Below are 17,633 nucleotides of genomic sequence, written 5' to 3'. Positions count from 1 at the left end.
AAATAAAAAAAGCCTCAAGTTAGATTGAGGCTTTTTATTGTTATAAACTATACTGTAAAGACACAATCAAATTTCTACCAGGAGCTGCTATTCCAGAAGAATATGTTTTATAGCGTTGGTCTGTAATGTTTTCTAAAGCAGCAGACACCACTACTGCATCACCAATTTCGTATTGCGTTCTTAAATTTAAAGTGTACCAAGATGGTGAATATGGATTACCATTTTGATCTAAAGCATAGATATAATCTTTTTCAGCTTCAGAAGGTGCTAGTTGGTCAAATGATAAAGCATTGTTATAGTTAACAAAACCGTCCACTTTAACCTTATTTTTTTGCCAAACTAAATGCGTGTTTCCAAAATTAGGTACAACATGCCTAACTGGCACTTCTACTCCATCTGTTTCCTCTGTACCACCAATAATATTGTATTGTGATGTTAATTTAAAAGCATCCGAAAAATTAACTTGTGCTCCAACTTCAAAACCATATATCCACGATTTAGAGGCATTTTGCATAGATTGCACATTACTTAATTCGCCATCATAAATAATTTGCGATTCGCCATTTAAAGTACCATCTCTTCTAACCAAAGCATTATCCAAATAAGTATAATACGTTGCCATATCAAAAACAAAAAGCTTATCAAAGTTTAGTTTTAAACCTAACTCTCCACTATAAGCATATTCTGGGTCTAAATCATCATTTGGCACTACAACAGATCCTGGTTCTGAATCAAACACCTTACCTATATCATCAACGTTTGGTGCTCTAAAAGCTGAAGATAAATTAAATTTCCATTGTAATGTTTTGTTTGGCATAAAAGTCACACCTGCAGTCCCTGTTAATGCGTTGGCTGTATTATTAGATTCTGAGAAAGGTAAGTTTAAAAACTGATTGTTATCTGTAAAATCAACTTTTTGCGTTATTGTATTATATCGTAATCCCGTTTGAAACACAAACTTTTTTGTTGGTCTGTATTTATAACTAGCATACATAGCTGCACTTTGCCAAGTTGCACCATCAGGATAACGAGATACTGTATTTTCAGTAGTATTATTCTCTATGTTTTCAGTAAAACCAATTGAACCTACTTTATTATATACATATTCAAAACCATAAAATATATTCGATGTCGCGCTTAGTTCTTTTTCAAAATCTATATTAAACGAAACCGCATCCACAGACTCTTCTCTAACATTTCTGTCTGTATCTTGAAAATCTCGATCCATTCTACTTTCTTGAAAATTTTGATATGCTAAAGTCGTTTTTATATTATCGTATAACGATGCGCTACTGCTTCTTTTGGTAACGCTTAAATTAGACATAAACCATTTTTGCGGTCCATAATTCCACTCGGCAGATCTTAAATTATTACCTCTATATCGTATTAGTCTATCGTATCTAGAATAATCAGAAGTTTGGGTATAAAACAATCCTAAATCTACATCTAACTCATCATTTGCTTTATAACTAACTTTTTGCATGACATTAATTTGATCGTAACCTGTGGTTTTCTGGATTTTAGAATTACTGTTTGCTACAATAGCATCTTCATTGTTACTTGTTACAACAAACTCTGGTCTTAAATACTCTGAAGGACCATGACTTCCCATTCTTAAATCATTAAAATTGGTATAACTCACATTGGTTAAAAATGCCCAGTTTTTTAAACCAAAATTTAAATCGATATGTCCCGTTTTTTCTTGACTAGCTGTTGCATAACGCACTAATAAATTACTTTTCACACTAAGACTATCCGTATAGGAAAACTCTGGTTTTTTAGTATAAAAACTCATAACACCACCTATAGCGTCACTACCATAAATAATAGAACCTGCACCTAAAGTCACCTCTGTGTTTTGAATAGATAAAGGGTCTATGGAGATAACATTTTGTAGGTTTCCGCCTCTAAAAATAGCATTATTCATCCTTACTCCATCTACAGTAATTAATAATCTGTTAGTAGAAAACCCTCTAATCATTGGGCTACCTCCTCCTAACTGGCTTTTTTGAATGTATACTTGACCTGTACCTTCTAATAAATCTGCACTAGTTTGTGGATTGTTAAAACTTATATCTTTAGCATTTACAGTAGAAATTGTTTTAGGAATCTCTCGTTTTGTTTGTCCAAAATTGGAGGCAGATATAACTATTTCATCCAAACCTTGTTCATTAGGACTTAAAACCACTAGACTATTAGATATATTACTTTTTCTAACCTGATGTTTAACATGTGAAATATGCTGAAAAAAAAGCATTTCTGTAGCATCGAAGCGACCTAAATTAGCCTCTCCATTTAGATTAGTAATTTCACTTTTAGTTTGACTTTTATTATAAATAGCAACACCAACAATTGGTTCGTTTGAATTTACATCAATGACTTTAATTGTTTGAGCTGAGAGTGAAAGAGAAAAAAAAGTTATTAATAATACACTAAATAATAATTTCATATTTTTAATTAAAAACATCATTAAGGATTTGTAAGGATTTTGGTTTTTTAAAGTTGCCTAAATGTAATTCAAAATAGACTAAAATTATAGTTAAAAACGACTGCCTTTGTTTTGCGCCTATTTTGATGGTTTTTATATCATCAAATGTCATGCCTAAAAGCTGTTTTAGGAGTGTTAAATTTTCTCCGGTAATAGCGTATTTAGAGTTGTTTTCATGCTGAAATTCGCCATCCATTAGATTAAAATATGACGCTGTAGCTATTTCGGTTTGATCAGGATAAAACCCTAAATATTTGGTTAAATCTAAAAGGAATAATAAATGAAAATTTGAATAACTATCATTAGCATCTAACCATTGCAAAGTGGTTTGTATATAACTATACAAAGCATCATTTTGTTCCTCCTCTTGTAATGCTTGCGCTAAAACTTCTGCCAAGAACATTACAATTGCACTTTTTAAAATATTTGTATGAAGTGAAGCGTATAAAAAATCTGTTTTTACATCTTTAATATACTGCAATGATCTATTTGGTTTATAATCTGTATTTAATTGTAGTTGGGAAAGCGATTGGAAGTAGGCTACTTTTTTATTACCTTTTTTAGATGATAAAACACCTTTAAGTAAATAACTAACCACGCCTTGTTTTTGGGTATAACACTTAACAATCAAGTCGTTATCTTTAAATCTAAGTTTTGACAGTACAATAGCATTTGTAGTTGTTAACATTATCTAACCACCATTACTTTTAGCACTTTAGTTTCAAAGGTATCCAAATCGTTAAGCATAATTAAATACACTCCTGAAGCCACAATATTACCTCCTAAGTTTTTACCGTTCCATAATGCTGTACCTCCATCTATTTCAAGGTTATAACCTTTAAATCTTGAGTTAGTTCTAGACTCTGCTTCTGCCACTAAATTACCTTCAATATCAACAATTTTAATGTTTACGTTTTCTGATATATCTCTAATTTTTACTTTTTCGGTTAGTATATTAAAATTAGGTCTAACTGGATTTGGATATACGTATGCATCTTCTAAATTGCTTTTAGGTTTGGAGGCATCAGACTGAAATGACACCATCCCTTTATCTGTGGCTATATATATAATTCCGTTTACGCTGTCAATATCAACATCTAAAACATCGTTAGTTGGTAAAGGCGAATTGTCTTTTGTAAAATGAAAGATGGTTTCTTGACCATCTGAAGAAAAATAATACAACCCTGTATCCAATGTTGCAATCCACTTGTTGTTAGATCCATCCACTTCAATATCTGTAATGTATTGCTGGAATAGTAACTCTCTAGCAATACCATCATCTAACACCACAATATTATCAACTTCTGGAGATCCCGACATAAATTGATCTGTATTATAAACAATTCTTAATCCTTTATCTGTACCAAACCATAGTTGACCATTACGATCAATAGCAATAGTTTTTACGGATGGAGAAGGCATATTCTCTTCTTCTTCAACAATATGTTCAAAAATATAATTTCCTCCATTTTCATTAAAACCTATAAGCCCATATTGATGGGTACCCATAAAAATATTATTATTAGCGTCAAAAACTATAGATGAAAAGCCATTATTACTTGTTGCTGGATCGATTAGATCTAAAAAACTATAAGAAGTCCATGCTCCATCCTTATACCTATTTAAAGGCGACTCATATCTAGCATTTAAAACCCAATACGTTCCTTGGCTATCAAAAGTTGAGGCAAACACAAAATGATTATCTGTAAAAAACGGTTGTATAGTACTGTTTTCACTATTAAAAAATTGCGTTGGCTGATTGTTCTCTAAGGCTAACACTCCATAGACAGAAGAACTAATATAGGCTAAATTAGGATTAAATGGATTAATAGATATATGAGAAAAAGACCATGGAAAAGCAGTAATTGGCTGAATAGAATCATAGGTAACATTTTGCCAAGCATTATCAAAATAATGACTTATACCAGATTTTCTAGTAGTAATTGCATAAGGATTATAAGTTACATCATACCCTCCATGTGTCCCATAAATATGACCAGCTAAAGTTTTTATTTTAAAAAACTTATTTAATAACGGACTATCTGGATGGATTTCCTCTTGTACTGACGTATCAGAAATACTAGTTTTTAATAAGCCATAACCAGGTTTAGCTGTTGAAAGTGTTCCTTCCGTACCTACGTAAATTTGATTAGTTTCATCAATTATTGCACAAGTATACTTTGTAGTGTACTCAGGTATATTAGCTACTTGCGCTAAATTTACAAATCCCTCTGGATTATATACATTAGCTTCTTTCTCGGTAGTAACAATTAATTGATTGCCAAAAGCTCTAGTATCTACAATATTATTTGGATAAGTTGCTCTAAGTTGAACACCACTAGGTGTATATTCATAAACCCTTTTATTTGATCTTGAAGCAAATAACTTATCACCTACTGCCTGTATACCTACCCAGTTAAAACCTATTAATTGATTCCATTCTTGATAATCAATTAAATTTGGATTTGACAATTCTCCACTTTTAATACCTACAGATGTTGCTGCAAAAATTTTATCCTCAAAAATAGTTGTTTGTGAAACTATTATTTGCGTACCATTACTACCTATGTAATAGGTATCACCAAATTCTAAATTATCTATATCATAAACCGATATTCCATAATCTGTAGAAACATATGCTTTACCATCAAAAACATTAAAGTGATTAATTTTTTTATCACTAGGTGGAATGGTTGGTTTTTCAAGAATATCTACAACTGATAAAATTGAATTATCACTTTCTTTATAAACCTGAATTAAACCATTTTCAAATCCTAATAACAGCAAACCACTATCTTCAATATATTGAATTGAAGAAATAGTTTCTCCAGATAATCCATTAATTGTAGAAAGCTTATCTATTACATTAGTGTTTTTATCATAAATAAACACAGCATTTTCTGCTGCTGCAATAATTTTAGTAGTTCCTTGAGACACATCTTTAATGTCTAAGTAGGAAAAATGACCTTTCCATGCGTCAGAATAATCTTGTGCATTAGTCTTAACCATTGTTAGACAGCTAAACACTATGATAAACAGATTGAAAACTATTTTGATTTTAGACATTTTTAAAATTAGATTAATAAAACTCAAAAATACTATAATTTATTGTATTGTATACTTGTATAATACAACAGAAAACCCCTTAGCTGCCATAAGCAACTAAGGGGTTTTATAAATATTTTAAAAAAAGCTCTTAAACGACTCCTTGAGCTAACATAGCATCTGCTACCTTAACAAATCCTGCAACGTTTGCTCCTTTAACATAATCTACAGTACCATCTTTTTGTGTACCATATTTTACACAAGATGCATGTATATCATCCATGATTTGGTTTAGTTTAGCATCAACTTCTTCTCTAGTCCAATTATAACGTAAAGAGTTTTGACTCATTTCTAATCCTGAAGTTGCAACTCCTCCTGCATTAGATGCTTTTCCAGGAGAAAATAAAACTTTAGCTTTTTGAAGTACTTCAATAGCCTCTGGTGTTGTTGGCATGTTTGCACCTTCTGCAACAGCTAATACGTTATTTTTTACTAACATTTCAGCTTCAGCTTTATCTAACTCGTTTTGAGTTGCACATGGCATTGCTATATCACAATTTACACTCCAAGGTCTTTCTCCTTCATGGAATGTTGCTGAGCTATACTTATCTACGTACTCACTAATTCTACCTCTATTAACATTTTTGATTTCCATGATAAATGCTAATTTCTCAGCATCAATACCATCTTTATCGTATATATATCCAGATGAATCTGACATAGTTACCACTTTACCTCCTAACTCGGTAGCTTTTTCACATGCATATTGAGCTACGTTTCCTGATCCAGAGATAACAACTGTCTTACCATCAAACGAATCGTTTTTAGTAGCCAACATGTTTTTAGCAAAATATACAGTACCATAACCTGTAGCTTCAGGTCTGATTAAAGATCCTCCATAAGACAAACCTTTACCTGTTAATACTCCTGTAAATTCATTTTTTAAACGCTTATACTGACCAAACATATAACCAATCTCACGTCCTCCAACTCCAATATCTCCAGCTGGCACGTCTGTATTTGCACCAATATGTCTAAATAATTCTGTCATAAAAGATTGGCAAAAACGCATAACTTCGTTATCACTTTTTCCTTTTGGGTCAAAATCACTTCCTCCTTTTCCTCCACCCATTGGTAAAGTTGTAAGAGAATTTTTAAATACTTGTTCAAAGCCTAAAAACTTTAAAATACTAAGGTTTACAGATGGATGAAAACGCAATCCGCCTTTATATGGTCCGATTGCCGAGTTAAACTCGACTCTGAAAGCTCTGTTTACCTGTGTGTTTCCGTTGTCATCAATCCAAGGCACTCTAAAAATTATTGTGCGTTCTGGCTCTACCATACGCTCTAATAACATCTTACCTTGATATTTTGGATTTTCCTCTATAAACGGAATTACAGTTTCTGCAACTTCGTGTACTGCTTGTAAAAACTCTGGCTCATTGCCATTTTTTTGTTTTACTAAATCTAAAAATGCTTCAATTTTATCTTTCATTATGTAAATAATTACGATAGTGTTATACAATCCATAAAAATGTGCTACAAAGATACATTATCTTTAATTGTACACCTATTTTTTTTTAATTTTCGCAAACGTTGTAGTAGAATTAATAAATTTTAAAATTTAAAATAAAACGCTACGTGTTATCTGTAAAATTTGTATGTTAGTCGTGATTTTATATATTTGCTTAATAAATAGCCTCTAAATTAAAGCCTTATTATGTTTAACCTTAAACGATTGATACTAGTCACACTTATATTGTTAAGTACTAGTAACGCATTTTCTCAGTTAGGCTTCTCTCATGAAATTGGGATAATTACTGGACCTGTTGCTTTTAAATCTGATTTTGGAGAACGAAATGATTTTTCAACTAACTCTGGTAACACTGGTTTTGGTATTGGATTAGTACATTATATTAATTTTGCTTATCAAGCAGATTGTAATTGCTATACGACAGACAATTATTTTAACGACCACTTTAAACTACGTACGGAAATTTCGTATAACAAAACGAAACTAGATCATCATGGATTTTTTGTACAATCAGATCGAACTAGTGCTGATGCAGATAGATTAAGAGCACACTCTGGTGAAGCCAATAACTTTGATATTGGAATGCAAATAGAGTATTTTCCGTTAAGCATTAGATCTTTTCAAGCGTTTGGTTACCGATTTGCTCCATTTGTTAGTTTAGGTGCGCATTATGTATCTTTTAATCCTAAAGTTAGTACGTCATACCTTGGCGAAGGTGACCCTGGAAATATTAATAACTTAAATAATTTTTACAACCCTTGGTCTAGACCTCCTTTAGAAAATCCTATTGATGTTAGTGGTGGTTCTACTTGGTCTGTAGTTTCAAGTATTGGTGTAAGATATAAGTTAAATACTATGGCTGATTTAATGTTAGATCTTAGAGGTCAATATTATTTTAACGATTGGATTGATGGTTTAAATCACCAGTTAGAATATAACAAATACAATGATTGGTTAGTATGGTTAAATGTAGGATACATTTATTACCTTGATTAATTAATCAAATAACAATATTAAAAAAGGTCAAGTTTTTAACTTGACCTTTTTTTTATGCATACAGCCTAGATATCAACCTAAGGCTTGTTGTAAATCGTTAATTAAATCTTCAGCATCTTCTATCCCAACGCTTAATCTTATCATACTATCAACAACACCAATTTTTTCGCGTTCTACTTTTGGTATACTAGCATGCGTCATACTTGCTGGATGCCCACAAAGTGACTCGACACCACCAAGGGATTCTGCTAATGTAAATACTTTAAGATTTTCAACACATTTAATCGCTTGATCATAATTATTTCCTTTAGTAACAAAGCTAACCATGCCTCCAAAATCTTTCATTTGTTGTTTAGCAATGGTATAATTTGGATGCGTATCAAATCCTGGCCAATAGACTGTTTCGATCTTAGGATGCGATTTTAAAAATTCGGCTACAGCCTTACCATTTTCACAATGACGCTGCATCCTAACGTGCAATGTTTTTATTCCGCGTAAAGCTAAAAAAGCATCTTGAGGACCACAGATTGCTCCACTAGCATTTTGTATAAAATATAGTTTTTTAGCCAAGTCATGATCTTTGACTATTAGGGCTCCCATAACCAAATCACTATGTCCTCCAAGATATTTTGTTGCAGAATGCATAACTATATCTGCACCAAGATCTAAAGGTTGCTGCAAATAAGGTGTAGCAAACGTATTATCGACTGCCAATAGTACGTTATGTTTTTTTGCGATTTTTGAAGCAGCAGCAATATCAATAATGTTTAACATTGGGTTTGTTGGAGTTTCTACCCAAATTAATTTAGTGTTTGTATTTATGTACTTTTCTATATTGGCAGCATTGTCCATACCAACAAAATGAAATTTAATACCAAATCCTTCAAAAATTTTAGTAAACAAACGGTAAGTACCACCATACAAGTCGTTAGTAGATATGACTTCGTCACCAGGTTTTAATAATTTCATAACTGCATCAATAGCTGCCAATCCTGAACCAAATGCTAATCCAAAATCACCATTTTCCAAACTAGCAAATGCATTTTCTAAAGCTTGCCTTGTTGGGTTATGACTTCTAGAATACTCAAAGCCTTTATGTCCTCCTGGTGTTGATTGTGCATAGGTTGATGTTTGATATATTGGTGGCATTACTGCTCCATAAGCTGGATCAGGTTTTTGGCCACCATGTATTGTTTTTGTATTAAATTTCATGAAGAAAACTTTTGTTAACAATAAAAATAGTTTTTAATTCGCTGTATTCAAACTAGAACAATATCTTTAGTCTATGTTTAACACTTTATCCAACTCTAAATCGTTACTTATTACTGTAGTTTGCTGCTTAATAATGATAACTTCTTGTCAAAAAGACAAGACTATAACTTTTTCTGAAACCCAAATATCCAAAGAAAAAGAAACCTTTGTAGAAATCGTTTTACCCAAAGCAAATGGAAAAACCAAGACTGCAAAAAACATAAATGCTGCACTTAACAATTTTGCTTGTCAGATATTAAATATAGATAGTGCTAAAAGCAAAAAAGAAACTATTGAAGAAAGTATTACAGCATTTAACGAGGCTTACACTAACTTTAATAAATCATTTTTATCCGATTTTGACAGTAAATTTCCAAGATGGGAAGCTTTAATTGATGGAGAAGTCTCTTACCAAAACGAGGCGTTAGTCAGTATATCCATGAATGGAAGTATCAACACTGGAGCAGCAAGTAGCAACTTAAAATTTAAGTTTTTTAATTTTGATTTAACCAATGGTAAATCCTTAACAACAAAAGACCTTATTAATGATATTGACGCCTTTAAAGCTATAGTTAAAAAGTATTATGACAAGGAGTTAATGACCACTTACACAAGCATAAATAACGATACTAGTGATTTTAAACTACCAGAAACCATTGGCTTTAATGACAACGGAGTAATTATAATTTATGACAATTTTGACTTAGGCCATGTCAACACACAGTTACTAGAGTTTACCATACCTTTTACAGTAGTGGATCAATACATTAACTACTAAATATTTTTTTTAAGCGCAAGGATATAACCCAAGTGGATCCCTTCATGAAAGTTATTAAAAACAATAGCATCTGCTGCACTTCTTAAAGTACTTTTTGTTGACACAGTATACTCTTGATATGATTTAAAGACTCCGTTTTTATAATCTTCCTCAGTTTTTTCAATAGTACTAATTAGCAAATCCTTTATTTCATCAACTTCAGCTTGACTAACCGCTCGTTCTGTTTTTGTTCCTTTTCTGTATGCTTCAACAAGTGCATCACTAACAACCATAGGTAACCCAGAAAACTTATACACTAGCAATTGTTGCGTTACAACAGTATGCGCAATGTTCCAAAAAATATTATTACTATAACCACTAGGCACTTTATTTAATTGCTCTAGCGTAAAAGTCTCTAAAAATTGTTTAAAAATCGCTCTGTTTTTTAGCGTAACATCAAATGTAAAGTCCATGGTTTTTATTTTTTTGTACAAGAAAGTAAATTAAAAAAACTAAAACTAATTAGACTTCAATTTTTAACTTTAGTGTTTAAAATTATAGCATGAAAACACACAACTACCAAACAACTATAACGTGGACAGGTAATCTTGGTCAAGGGACAACTAATTATAAAGATTATAAACGTAATCACACCATTACAAACCCTAATAAATCGCAAACTATACTAGCAAGTGCAGACCCTACCTTTTTAGGCGATGACACACGTTATAATCCAGAAGAGTTACTACTATCATCCATCTCTTCATGCCACATGTTATGGTACTTACACCTATGTGCAACCAACAATATAATTGTTACAGATTACACAGACCATGCAGAAGGCATAATGCAAGAAAACAAAGATGGAAGTGGTCAATTTACCAACGTAACGCTACATCCAAAAGTCACAGTTGCAGATGCAAGCATGATTACCAAAGCCAACCAATTACATCATAAAGCCAATACCATGTGCTTTATAGCACGCTCTTGTAATTTTCCAATTACACATAACGCTTTCGCGGAAGCTTCGCCTTGCAAAGACTAGTTTTAATAAAAAAATGAAGTAGTTTTTAACAAAAAAAACGACCTTAGCAAAAAATAAAATGTACCATGAAAAAAGTATACTATCTTAAAACCTGCAGTACTTGCTTACGTATTTTAAAAGAGCTTAATCTACCATCAGATTTTGAATTACAAGACATAAAAGCAAACCCTTTAACCTCAAAACAAGTTGAAGCGTTAGCAGCATTATCAGGTAGTTACGAAGCCTTATTTAGCAAACGTGCTAAACTATACAAGGAAATGGGACTTAAAGACCAAAACCTAACCGAAAAAGATTACAAACACTATCTACTAGAACACTACACCTTTTTAAGTCGACCAGTTGTGGTTATTGATCAGTCTATTTTTATTGGTAATTCTAAAAAAACCGTAGCATCCACAAAATTAGCACTTAATGAAAACTAGGTATTGGGCTTTATTAGCAGCCTTAATGGTTCAGGTTTTATACGGTCTTAATTATACGTTTGCCAAAGACGTTATGGTAGGTGGTTTTATAAAGCCATTTGGTTTTATTGTACTACGTGTTGGTGGCGCAGCAATATTATTCTGGCTATTTAGTAGCTTAGGACCAAAAGAAAAAATAGAACGAAAAGATTTTTTAACTCTAATCTATGCTGCCTTTTTTGGAGTGGCAACAAATATGCTTTTATTTTTTAAAGGATTAGCATTAACCACACCAATACACGCTTCTGTTATAATGATAATAAGTCCTATTATCGTATTATTACTATCTTCATTTTATTTAGAAGAAAAAATTACAAAAATCAAAATATTAGGTGTGCTTTTTGGATTTGCAGGCGCAACAATACTTACCGTCTATGGTAAATCCGCAAGTCCAGGAGATAATGTCTTTTTAGGAAATATCATGATATTACTAAATGCCATTTCTTATAGTATATACATTATAATAATTAAAAAGCTAACCTATCGCTACCATCCATTTACTTTTATAAGATGGTTATTTTTAATAGGCTTTTTTATGGTTTTACCTTTTGGATTTAATGATATTTTAGCCATAAACACAACAACCTTCACACCTTACATATGGTTTTCTGTAGTGTTTGTTATTATTGGTGCAACCTTTGGCACCTACTTACTTAATCCGTTAGCATTAAAACACCTTAAGGCGTCTACTGTCACAGTGTTTATATACTTACAACCATTAATTGCTGGTATATATGCAGTAATAGCAGGTAGTGACGCAGTAACAATAGTTAAACTAACAGCGTCATCGTTAATATTTTTTGGTGTGTATTTGGTAACTAAAAAACCTAAAGTACTAAATCCTTAGGTAAACGTCCATGCTTACGCATGTCTTCTTTAGTCAATATGGCAAAATCTGCAGTTCTAGGAAATTTATTAGCCATGTCTAATAAGTCTTCAGATAAGCCAGTTAGCTTTCTGGTATGTAAATCTATCCAAGCTCCCGAGATTTCGCAAAACGCTAAATTTTGTCCTTTACTATTGTAAAAATTATGGTCAAATTTAAAAAACATACCATCTTCACTTAATCCTGACACTTCTAAACTAACAGTAATTGGCTGTCCTAAAAAAGCTTCTTTAAAATAATGAACATGCTCATGAAACACCACAGGACCAATACCAGCTTTACCTAAAGCCATTAAAGAAAACCCATGATCTTGTAAAAAAGCGGTTCTAGTATGCGACATAAAATTAATGTAAGCCGAGTTTGCTAAATGTCTATTAGCATCAATATCACTCCATCTAATTTCAAAATCTTTTTTGTACATAATCGTTAACTTTTGTTATTTCAAAATTACAATATTATATTCTGCATGCATAATAAAATTTGGATTTCTTAGGCGTTAACATTTTACTTACCTTTGTAGCAATTAATTAGTGTTTATATGATATATTCAATGACAGGTTATGGTAAATCTGTATTACAATTACCAACAAAAAAAATAACTATCGAGTTAAAATCGCTTAATAGCAAAAACCTAGATTTAAACGCTAGAATGCCTTCAATTTACAGAGAGAAAGAGCTAGACTTACGTAAACTAATAGCTAAGCAATTAGAACGTGGTAAGGTAGATTTTTCTATCTACGTAGAAACCACTGCAGATGATACCTCAACACAAATTAATGCTCCTGTTGTAAAGCAATATATGGAGCAATTAAAAGCAGTGTATAATGATGGTAATGAGATGGAACTACTTAAAATGGCTGTACGTTTTCCTGATGCTTTAAATACTGTTAGAGAAGAAATTGATAACACTGAGTGGAAACAAATTGAAGCCGAAATTAATGTCGCTTTAGATAGTTTAAAAGACTACAGACTTAATGAAGGAAAAGTTTTAGAACAAGACTTTAACGACCGTATTAAAAACATTGCAGATTTATTACAACAAGTTATTGCAATGGATCCTGATCGTGTAGAAGGTGTTAAAGAACGTCTACGTAAAGGGGTTGAAGAGCTTAAAGAAAAATATGACGAAAACCGTTTTGAACAAGAACTGGTGTACTACATTGAAAAATTTGATATTACTGAAGAAAAAGTACGTCTAGACAACCACTTAAATTACTTTATAGAAAGTATAAACAGTGTAGACTCTAACGGAAAAAAACTAGGTTTTATCGCTCAAGAAATTGGTAGAGAAATTAATACCATTGGATCAAAAAGTAACTACGCACCAATGCAACAACTGGTCGTACAAATGAAGGACGAGTTAGAAAAAATTAAAGAACAATTACTTAATGTCCTTTAATTAATAAAGGCATTGTCGCACTAACCACGACTGCAGGACTTGCAATCGAAGTGTCAAACAATAAAAACTATTAGCACATTGACTAAACAAACAAAAAAACAAGGTAAACTAATCGTATTTTCAGCACCTTCGGGTTCCGGAAAAACAACCATTGTTAGACATTTACTAAAGCAAGACCATTTAAATTTAGCCTTTTCAATATCTGCAACCTCTAGAGAAAAACGTGGTACGGAAGAGCATGCCAAGGATTACTATTTTTTATCTGCTAAAGATTTTAAACAACACATAAAAGATGACGATTTTTTAGAGTGGGAAGAGGTTTACAGAGATAACTTTTATGGGACTTTAAAAACCGAAGTCGAGCGTATTTGGGCATTAGGCAAAAATGTAATTTTTGATATTGATGTCTCTGGTGGCTTACGTATAAAACGTAAATTTCCGGAACAAACCATTGCTATTTTTGTAAAGCCACCAAGTATTGACGAGCTTAAAATACGTTTAAAAAAGCGTAAGACAGAAAGTGACGACAAAATTAATATGCGCATTAGTAAAGCCAGTGCAGAACTAGCTACAGCACCTTTATTTGATGTTATTATAGAAAATGATAATCTTGAAAAAGCACTAACCGAAGCAGAGCATTTAGTTAGTGATTTTATAAATAAATAATTACAACACGTTTATACTAGTGTTGACAACGCAATGAAAATAGGCTTATACTTTGGATCTTTTAATCCAATACATATTGGACATTTAATAATTGCTAACCAATTAGTGGAAAATAGCGACTTAGACCAAATCTGGTTTGTGGTAACACCACATAATCCATTTAAGAAAAAAAGCACGCTGTTAGATAACCATCATCGTTTAGAAATGGTGTATCTAGCGACTAAAGACTACGATACGCTTAAGGAAAGTGATATCGAGTTTAACTTACCACAACCCAATTATACAGTCAATACATTAGCCTATTTAACAGAGAAGTATCCTGAAAAAGAATTCTCGTTAATTATGGGAGAAGACAATTTAAAAAGCTTCCATAAATGGAAAAACTATCAGGTTATTTTAGACCACCACAACATTTATGTCTATCCTAGAATAAGTGAAGGTAAAGTAGAAACCCAATTTGATAACCACCCAAAAATACACCATGTTGAGGCTCCAATAATGGAGATATCGTCTACTTTAATACGAAACAGTATCAAAGCTGGTAAAAACATAAAACCGTTACTACCAAATCACGTTTGGTCTTATTTGGATGAAATGAATTTTTATAGATAAGATTAAACCTTCAGATTAATTTCCTATATTTAAGACTAAACTCAAAAAACATGAAAACATTAAAAAAGTTTACACTTTATTATATCATATCATTTATTGCTACTCTTTTTGGTTATGGATTTTTTTGGTTAGTTAATAATCATATGTTAAGAGGTGACTACAAATTTAATTATATCCCTATTCTAGTTGTGTTATTTATAATAATGCCATTTTTTATATATTTTAAAACAGAAAAAAAATAAGATAAAGCTTGACACAACCATGAAAATTCATCTTTTAGCTTTTCTATTTGTTATCCTATTTTCATTTACAGCAAATTCGCAATCTGAGATATCAGTAGAGCAAAAAACAGTTGAAAATCTTACTTATTTTAAACCATTATTTAGTCATCAAAATCCAACTAAACCAACTATTCTATATGATAGATTTGAAGAAATTTCAATCATAGCGTTAGACTCTGTTTTTGAAAACGAAAAACCTAAATATAAAATAATAGAAAAATATCCATTAGACTTAACCACTGAAAACGAAACTGAATTAGTGCGTATTTTTGATGAATTTAAAAAGAAAGAAACAGAAGATGCTATTATTCCTAATTTAAAAACTATTGGAGACGCTATAAAAAACAATTACGGTATTTTTTCACTAATTACAACCAAAAGTAGTACATCAACCGGAACAACTCCAATTAGTAAACAACAGTTGGAAATAATTATTATTGATTTAACTTTAAACAAAGTGATTTTTTATAAAAAATCTAAATTCTTGTCGCCAAGAAACCATGGAGGTTACGCTTATACATTGATTAAAAACTTGAATTTTATCTATAAAAGCATCAATAAATTATAGTTGAAATTATATGGATATGCATAATTTTAATACTACAAGTGTATAAATATTAAAAAAAGACTTAAAAAGTTTATCTCAAAACCATCATGAAATACATTTTTACAATAGGCTTAATTTACGTGATTTACACTATCTCAGTTAACATCAAACAAAACTTAAAATCAAACAAAAAAGTTGTTTGGTTAAATATAGTTGGATTACTAATTATGCTAGCTTATTTTACTAAACATGTTATTAATATTATAAATGACGTTGAGTAAAAAACAAAAAAAACGCCAACTTAATAGTTGGCGTTTTTTATTTATCAAAATTAAAATCTTTTATCTATCACTGCCATCATCATCAATTTGGCAATCGCTTAATAAAGCATCGACATACATAGCCCAATTATTACCATCAAAATCAACACCTTCAGCCCAAGCTGTTTCTCCTCCTGTAGGTCCATTTACTTCTGCATGTGCTGCAAAGCAGTAGTTATCTGTTAATACTGAAGCATCTATGTAATAAGTAACAGTAGTTACATCTGTACTATGTGAAGTCGCATGTTCAAAGTGTCCTATTTTAGGATTTCCAGAACCTGTTGTTGGAATACTTCTGTCAGCACAATTACCTATACTTAAGTGTGTACCCTCAATAGACCAATCTGCATTGGTGGTGTATGTAATAATTAAATCTTCTCCATCAAAATTTACAGATACTGTTCCTGCTATATGATTTTGTCCTGCTATTAGGTTTGTAGTTAGACATGGCTCATCATAATTAGCACGTTGATTAGAGGTAGTAAAATATCCGGAGGACACCCTAAAATTTGGGTTGTTGCTTAGTGCACTCTGAGAATGATTAATATTAGTTTCATCTTTTTCACAACTAGTGACTAAAAATATAGCAAATAATGCCATAATAAAAAGGGATACATTTTTCATAATAAATAAATTAAGTAGGTTTATAATGACAAATGTAATTTTATATCGACATAAACACATTTTTATTCGATGAAATACATAAAATTTTATTGTTTCAAAGAAAAATACTACAAAAAAAGATAATTAATAGCTATTAATTACCTTTTTTAAATTGTTATTTATCAATGCTTTAGTCCAAAGCAGGTATACGTAATACTTGTCCAACATAAATTTTATCTGGATCTGTAAGCATTGGTTTATTGGCTTCAAAAATTTCTGGATATTTCATAGCGTCACCATAGTAATGCTTCGCTATTTTACCTAAAGTGTCACCACTTACTACAGCATGAAACTGTGCTTCTGGCACCTCAACTTCTGCTACAGCTACTGTCATCTGGTCGTCTACAGTTGCAATACCATCACTATTACCAACTAATAATACTACTTTTTCTTTAGTTGCCTGATCTGCTGCTACTCCAGTAATGGTTGCTGCATCATCATCTATAAAGATACTTAAACCCTCTACTTGTAAGTCTAAATCGCTTGCTGTTTCTTCTAATTTTCTAGCAGCTAATGTTTCCATTTTAACCTCTGCTGCTTCGGCTGCTGCAGCTTCTTCTTTATCAGTTTTTCCTATTCCAAAAACTTTAGCTCCTGCGTTTTTAATAAATGAAAATAATCCCATAATTATGATTGTTGTTTAATGTTATTTAATATTTATAAAGTTAAAAAATTAGTTGTC

18 protein-coding genes are annotated in these 17,633 nt (G+C 31.6%); 9 read left to right on the top strand and 9 right to left on the bottom strand.

Annotation, left to right across the window (positions count from 1 at the left end; genetic code table 11):
• Positions 1-40: 40 nt before the first annotated feature.
• From M890_RS0113215 to gdhA, 4 genes are all read right to left on the bottom strand, one after another.
• Positions 41-2,449 (bottom strand): TonB-dependent receptor, encoded by a 2,409-nt coding sequence (locus M890_RS0113215; RefSeq protein WP_051437536.1) that lies wholly within the window; start codon positions 2,447-2,449, stop codon positions 41-43.
• Positions 2,450-2,453: 4 nt separating this feature from the next.
• The gene (recO, locus tag M890_RS0113210; RefSeq protein WP_028283994.1) at positions 2,454-3,176 is read right to left on the bottom strand and encodes a DNA repair protein RecO; all 723 of its coding nucleotides are present in this window, start codon (positions 3,174-3,176) and stop codon (positions 2,454-2,456) included.
• Positions 3,176-5,554 (bottom strand): type IX secretion system anionic LPS delivery protein PorZ, encoded by a 2,379-nt coding sequence (gene porZ, locus M890_RS0113205; protein WP_028283993.1) that lies wholly within the window; start codon positions 5,552-5,554, stop codon positions 3,176-3,178. Before porZ ends, recO begins: the two co-directional genes overlap by 1 nt.
• A 130-nt stretch (positions 5,555-5,684) precedes the next feature.
• On the bottom strand, positions 5,685-7,028 hold the full coding sequence (gene gdhA / locus M890_RS0113200) for an NADP-specific glutamate dehydrogenase (RefSeq protein WP_028283992.1): 1,344 nt from the start codon (positions 7,026-7,028) through the stop codon (positions 5,685-5,687).
• Positions 7,029-7,253: 225 nt separating this feature from the next.
• On the opposite strand from gdhA, the gene M890_RS0113195 reads away from it, so the two are divergent.
• Positions 7,254-8,063, top strand: coding sequence for a THC0290_0291 family protein (locus M890_RS0113195; protein WP_028283991.1), 810 nt, complete (start codon positions 7,254-7,256; stop codon positions 8,061-8,063).
• 72 nt (positions 8,064-8,135) lie between these two features.
• On the opposite strand, the gene M890_RS0113190 is transcribed toward M890_RS0113195, so the two are convergent.
• Complete coding sequence (locus M890_RS0113190; protein ID WP_028283990.1) at positions 8,136-9,275, bottom strand: cystathionine gamma-synthase; 1,140 nt, start codon at positions 9,273-9,275, stop codon at positions 8,136-8,138.
• Between the two features lie 133 nt (positions 9,276-9,408).
• Here M890_RS0113190 and M890_RS0113185 point away from each other — a divergent pair, with 133 nt between their 5' ends.
• Positions 9,409-10,092, top strand: coding sequence for a PdaC/SigV domain-containing protein (locus tag M890_RS0113185; RefSeq protein ID WP_028283989.1), 684 nt, complete (start codon positions 9,409-9,411; stop codon positions 10,090-10,092).
• Here the strand turns inward: M890_RS0113185 and M890_RS0113180 are convergent.
• A complete protein-coding gene (locus tag M890_RS0113180; RefSeq protein WP_028283988.1) occupies positions 10,089-10,544 on the bottom strand; it encodes a DinB family protein in 456 nt (151 codons plus the stop codon). The genes M890_RS0113185 and M890_RS0113180 overlap by 4 nt on opposite strands.
• Before the next feature lie 89 nt (positions 10,545-10,633).
• On the opposite strand from M890_RS0113180, the gene M890_RS0113175 reads away from it, so the two are divergent.
• From M890_RS0113175 to M890_RS0113165, 3 genes are all read left to right on the top strand, one after another.
• Positions 10,634-11,116 (top strand): OsmC family protein, encoded by a 483-nt coding sequence (locus M890_RS0113175; RefSeq protein ID WP_028283987.1) that lies wholly within the window; start codon positions 10,634-10,636, stop codon positions 11,114-11,116.
• Positions 11,117-11,181: 65 nt separating this feature from the next.
• The gene (locus tag M890_RS0113170; protein ID WP_028283986.1) at positions 11,182-11,538 is read left to right on the top strand and encodes an arsenate reductase family protein; all 357 of its coding nucleotides are present in this window, start codon (positions 11,182-11,184) and stop codon (positions 11,536-11,538) included.
• Positions 11,528-12,424 (top strand): DMT family transporter, encoded by an 897-nt coding sequence (locus M890_RS0113165; RefSeq protein WP_028283985.1) that lies wholly within the window; start codon positions 11,528-11,530, stop codon positions 12,422-12,424. The genes M890_RS0113170 and M890_RS0113165 overlap by 11 nt, the downstream gene beginning before the upstream one ends.
• On the opposite strand, the gene M890_RS0113160 is transcribed toward M890_RS0113165, so the two are convergent.
• Positions 12,405-12,884 (bottom strand): acyl-CoA thioesterase, encoded by a 480-nt coding sequence (locus M890_RS0113160; RefSeq protein WP_028283984.1) that lies wholly within the window; start codon positions 12,882-12,884, stop codon positions 12,405-12,407. The genes M890_RS0113165 and M890_RS0113160 overlap by 20 nt on opposite strands.
• 117 nt (positions 12,885-13,001) lie before the next feature.
• On the opposite strand from M890_RS0113160, the gene M890_RS0113155 reads away from it, so the two are divergent.
• The 4 genes from M890_RS0113155 (at position 13,002) to M890_RS0113135 (ending at position 15,989) form a co-directional block, all read left to right on the top strand.
• Entirely contained in the window at positions 13,002-13,862 is an 861-nt protein-coding gene (locus M890_RS0113155; RefSeq protein WP_036597603.1) for a YicC/YloC family endoribonuclease, read from the top strand.
• A gap of 78 nt (positions 13,863-13,940) precedes the next feature.
• Positions 13,941-14,528: a guanylate kinase gene (gene gmk / locus M890_RS0113150; protein WP_028283982.1), complete on the top strand. Its 588-nt coding sequence runs from the start codon at positions 13,941-13,943 to the stop codon at positions 14,526-14,528.
• A gap of 33 nt (positions 14,529-14,561) precedes the next feature.
• The gene (gene nadD / locus M890_RS0113145; protein WP_028283981.1) at positions 14,562-15,140 is read left to right on the top strand and encodes a nicotinate (nicotinamide) nucleotide adenylyltransferase; all 579 of its coding nucleotides are present in this window, start codon (positions 14,562-14,564) and stop codon (positions 15,138-15,140) included.
• Between the two features lie 261 nt (positions 15,141-15,401).
• Positions 15,402-15,989 (top strand): hypothetical protein, encoded by a 588-nt coding sequence (locus M890_RS0113135; protein WP_028283979.1) that lies wholly within the window; start codon positions 15,402-15,404, stop codon positions 15,987-15,989.
• Positions 15,990-16,309: 320 nt separating this feature from the next.
• Here M890_RS0113135 and M890_RS0113125 read toward each other — a convergent pair whose 3' ends face one another.
• Entirely contained in the window at positions 16,310-16,912 is a 603-nt protein-coding gene (locus M890_RS0113125) for a hypothetical protein (protein WP_028283978.1), read from the bottom strand.
• A gap of 169 nt (positions 16,913-17,081) precedes the next feature.
• On the bottom strand, positions 17,082-17,576 hold the full coding sequence (gene lysM / locus M890_RS0113120; RefSeq protein ID WP_028283977.1) for a peptidoglycan-binding protein LysM: 495 nt from the start codon (positions 17,574-17,576) through the stop codon (positions 17,082-17,084).
• Positions 17,577-17,633: the final 57 nt, after the last annotated feature.

The sequence above is a fragment of the Olleya marilimosa CAM030 genome (assembly GCF_000518485.1).
Lineage (GTDB): Bacteria > Bacteroidota > Bacteroidia > Flavobacteriales > Flavobacteriaceae > Olleya > Olleya marilimosa.
This window is presented reverse-complemented; position numbering and strand designations above follow the sequence as displayed.

Bases quoted from the DNA above. Each gene is read 5' to 3' on its own strand.
- M890_RS0113215 (WP_051437536.1), bottom strand. From the start codon at position 2,449: ATGAAATTATTATTTAGTGTATTATTAATAACTTTTTTTTCTCTTTCA.
- recO (WP_028283994.1), bottom strand. From the start codon at position 3,176: ATGTTAACAACTACAAATGCTATTGTACTGTCAAAACTTAGATTTAAA.
- porZ (WP_028283993.1), bottom strand. From the start codon at position 5,554: ATGTCTAAAATCAAAATAGTTTTCAATCTGTTTATCATAGTGTTTAGC.
- gdhA (WP_028283992.1), bottom strand. From the start codon at position 7,028: ATGAAAGATAAAATTGAAGCATTTTTAGATTTAGTAAAACAAAAAAAT.
- M890_RS0113195 (WP_028283991.1), top strand. From the start codon at position 7,254: ATGTTTAACCTTAAACGATTGATACTAGTCACACTTATATTGTTAAGT.
- M890_RS0113190 (WP_028283990.1), bottom strand. From the start codon at position 9,275: ATGAAATTTAATACAAAAACAATACATGGTGGCCAAAAACCTGATCCA.
- M890_RS0113185 (WP_028283989.1), top strand. From the start codon at position 9,409: ATGATAACTTCTTGTCAAAAAGACAAGACTATAACTTTTTCTGAAACC.
- M890_RS0113180 (WP_028283988.1), bottom strand. From the start codon at position 10,544: ATGGACTTTACATTTGATGTTACGCTAAAAAACAGAGCGATTTTTAAA.
- M890_RS0113175 (WP_028283987.1), top strand. From the start codon at position 10,634: ATGAAAACACACAACTACCAAACAACTATAACGTGGACAGGTAATCTT.
- M890_RS0113170 (WP_028283986.1), top strand. From the start codon at position 11,182: ATGAAAAAAGTATACTATCTTAAAACCTGCAGTACTTGCTTACGTATT.
- M890_RS0113165 (WP_028283985.1), top strand. From the start codon at position 11,528: ATGAAAACTAGGTATTGGGCTTTATTAGCAGCCTTAATGGTTCAGGTT.
- M890_RS0113160 (WP_028283984.1), bottom strand. From the start codon at position 12,884: ATGTACAAAAAAGATTTTGAAATTAGATGGAGTGATATTGATGCTAAT.
- M890_RS0113155 (WP_036597603.1), top strand. From the start codon at position 13,002: ATGATATATTCAATGACAGGTTATGGTAAATCTGTATTACAATTACCA.
- nadD (WP_028283981.1), top strand. From the start codon at position 14,562: ATGAAAATAGGCTTATACTTTGGATCTTTTAATCCAATACATATTGGA.
- M890_RS0113135 (WP_028283979.1), top strand. From the start codon at position 15,402: ATGAAAATTCATCTTTTAGCTTTTCTATTTGTTATCCTATTTTCATTT.
- M890_RS0113125 (WP_028283978.1), bottom strand. From the start codon at position 16,912: ATGAAAAATGTATCCCTTTTTATTATGGCATTATTTGCTATATTTTTA.
- lysM (WP_028283977.1), bottom strand. From the start codon at position 17,576: ATGGGATTATTTTCATTTATTAAAAACGCAGGAGCTAAAGTTTTTGGA.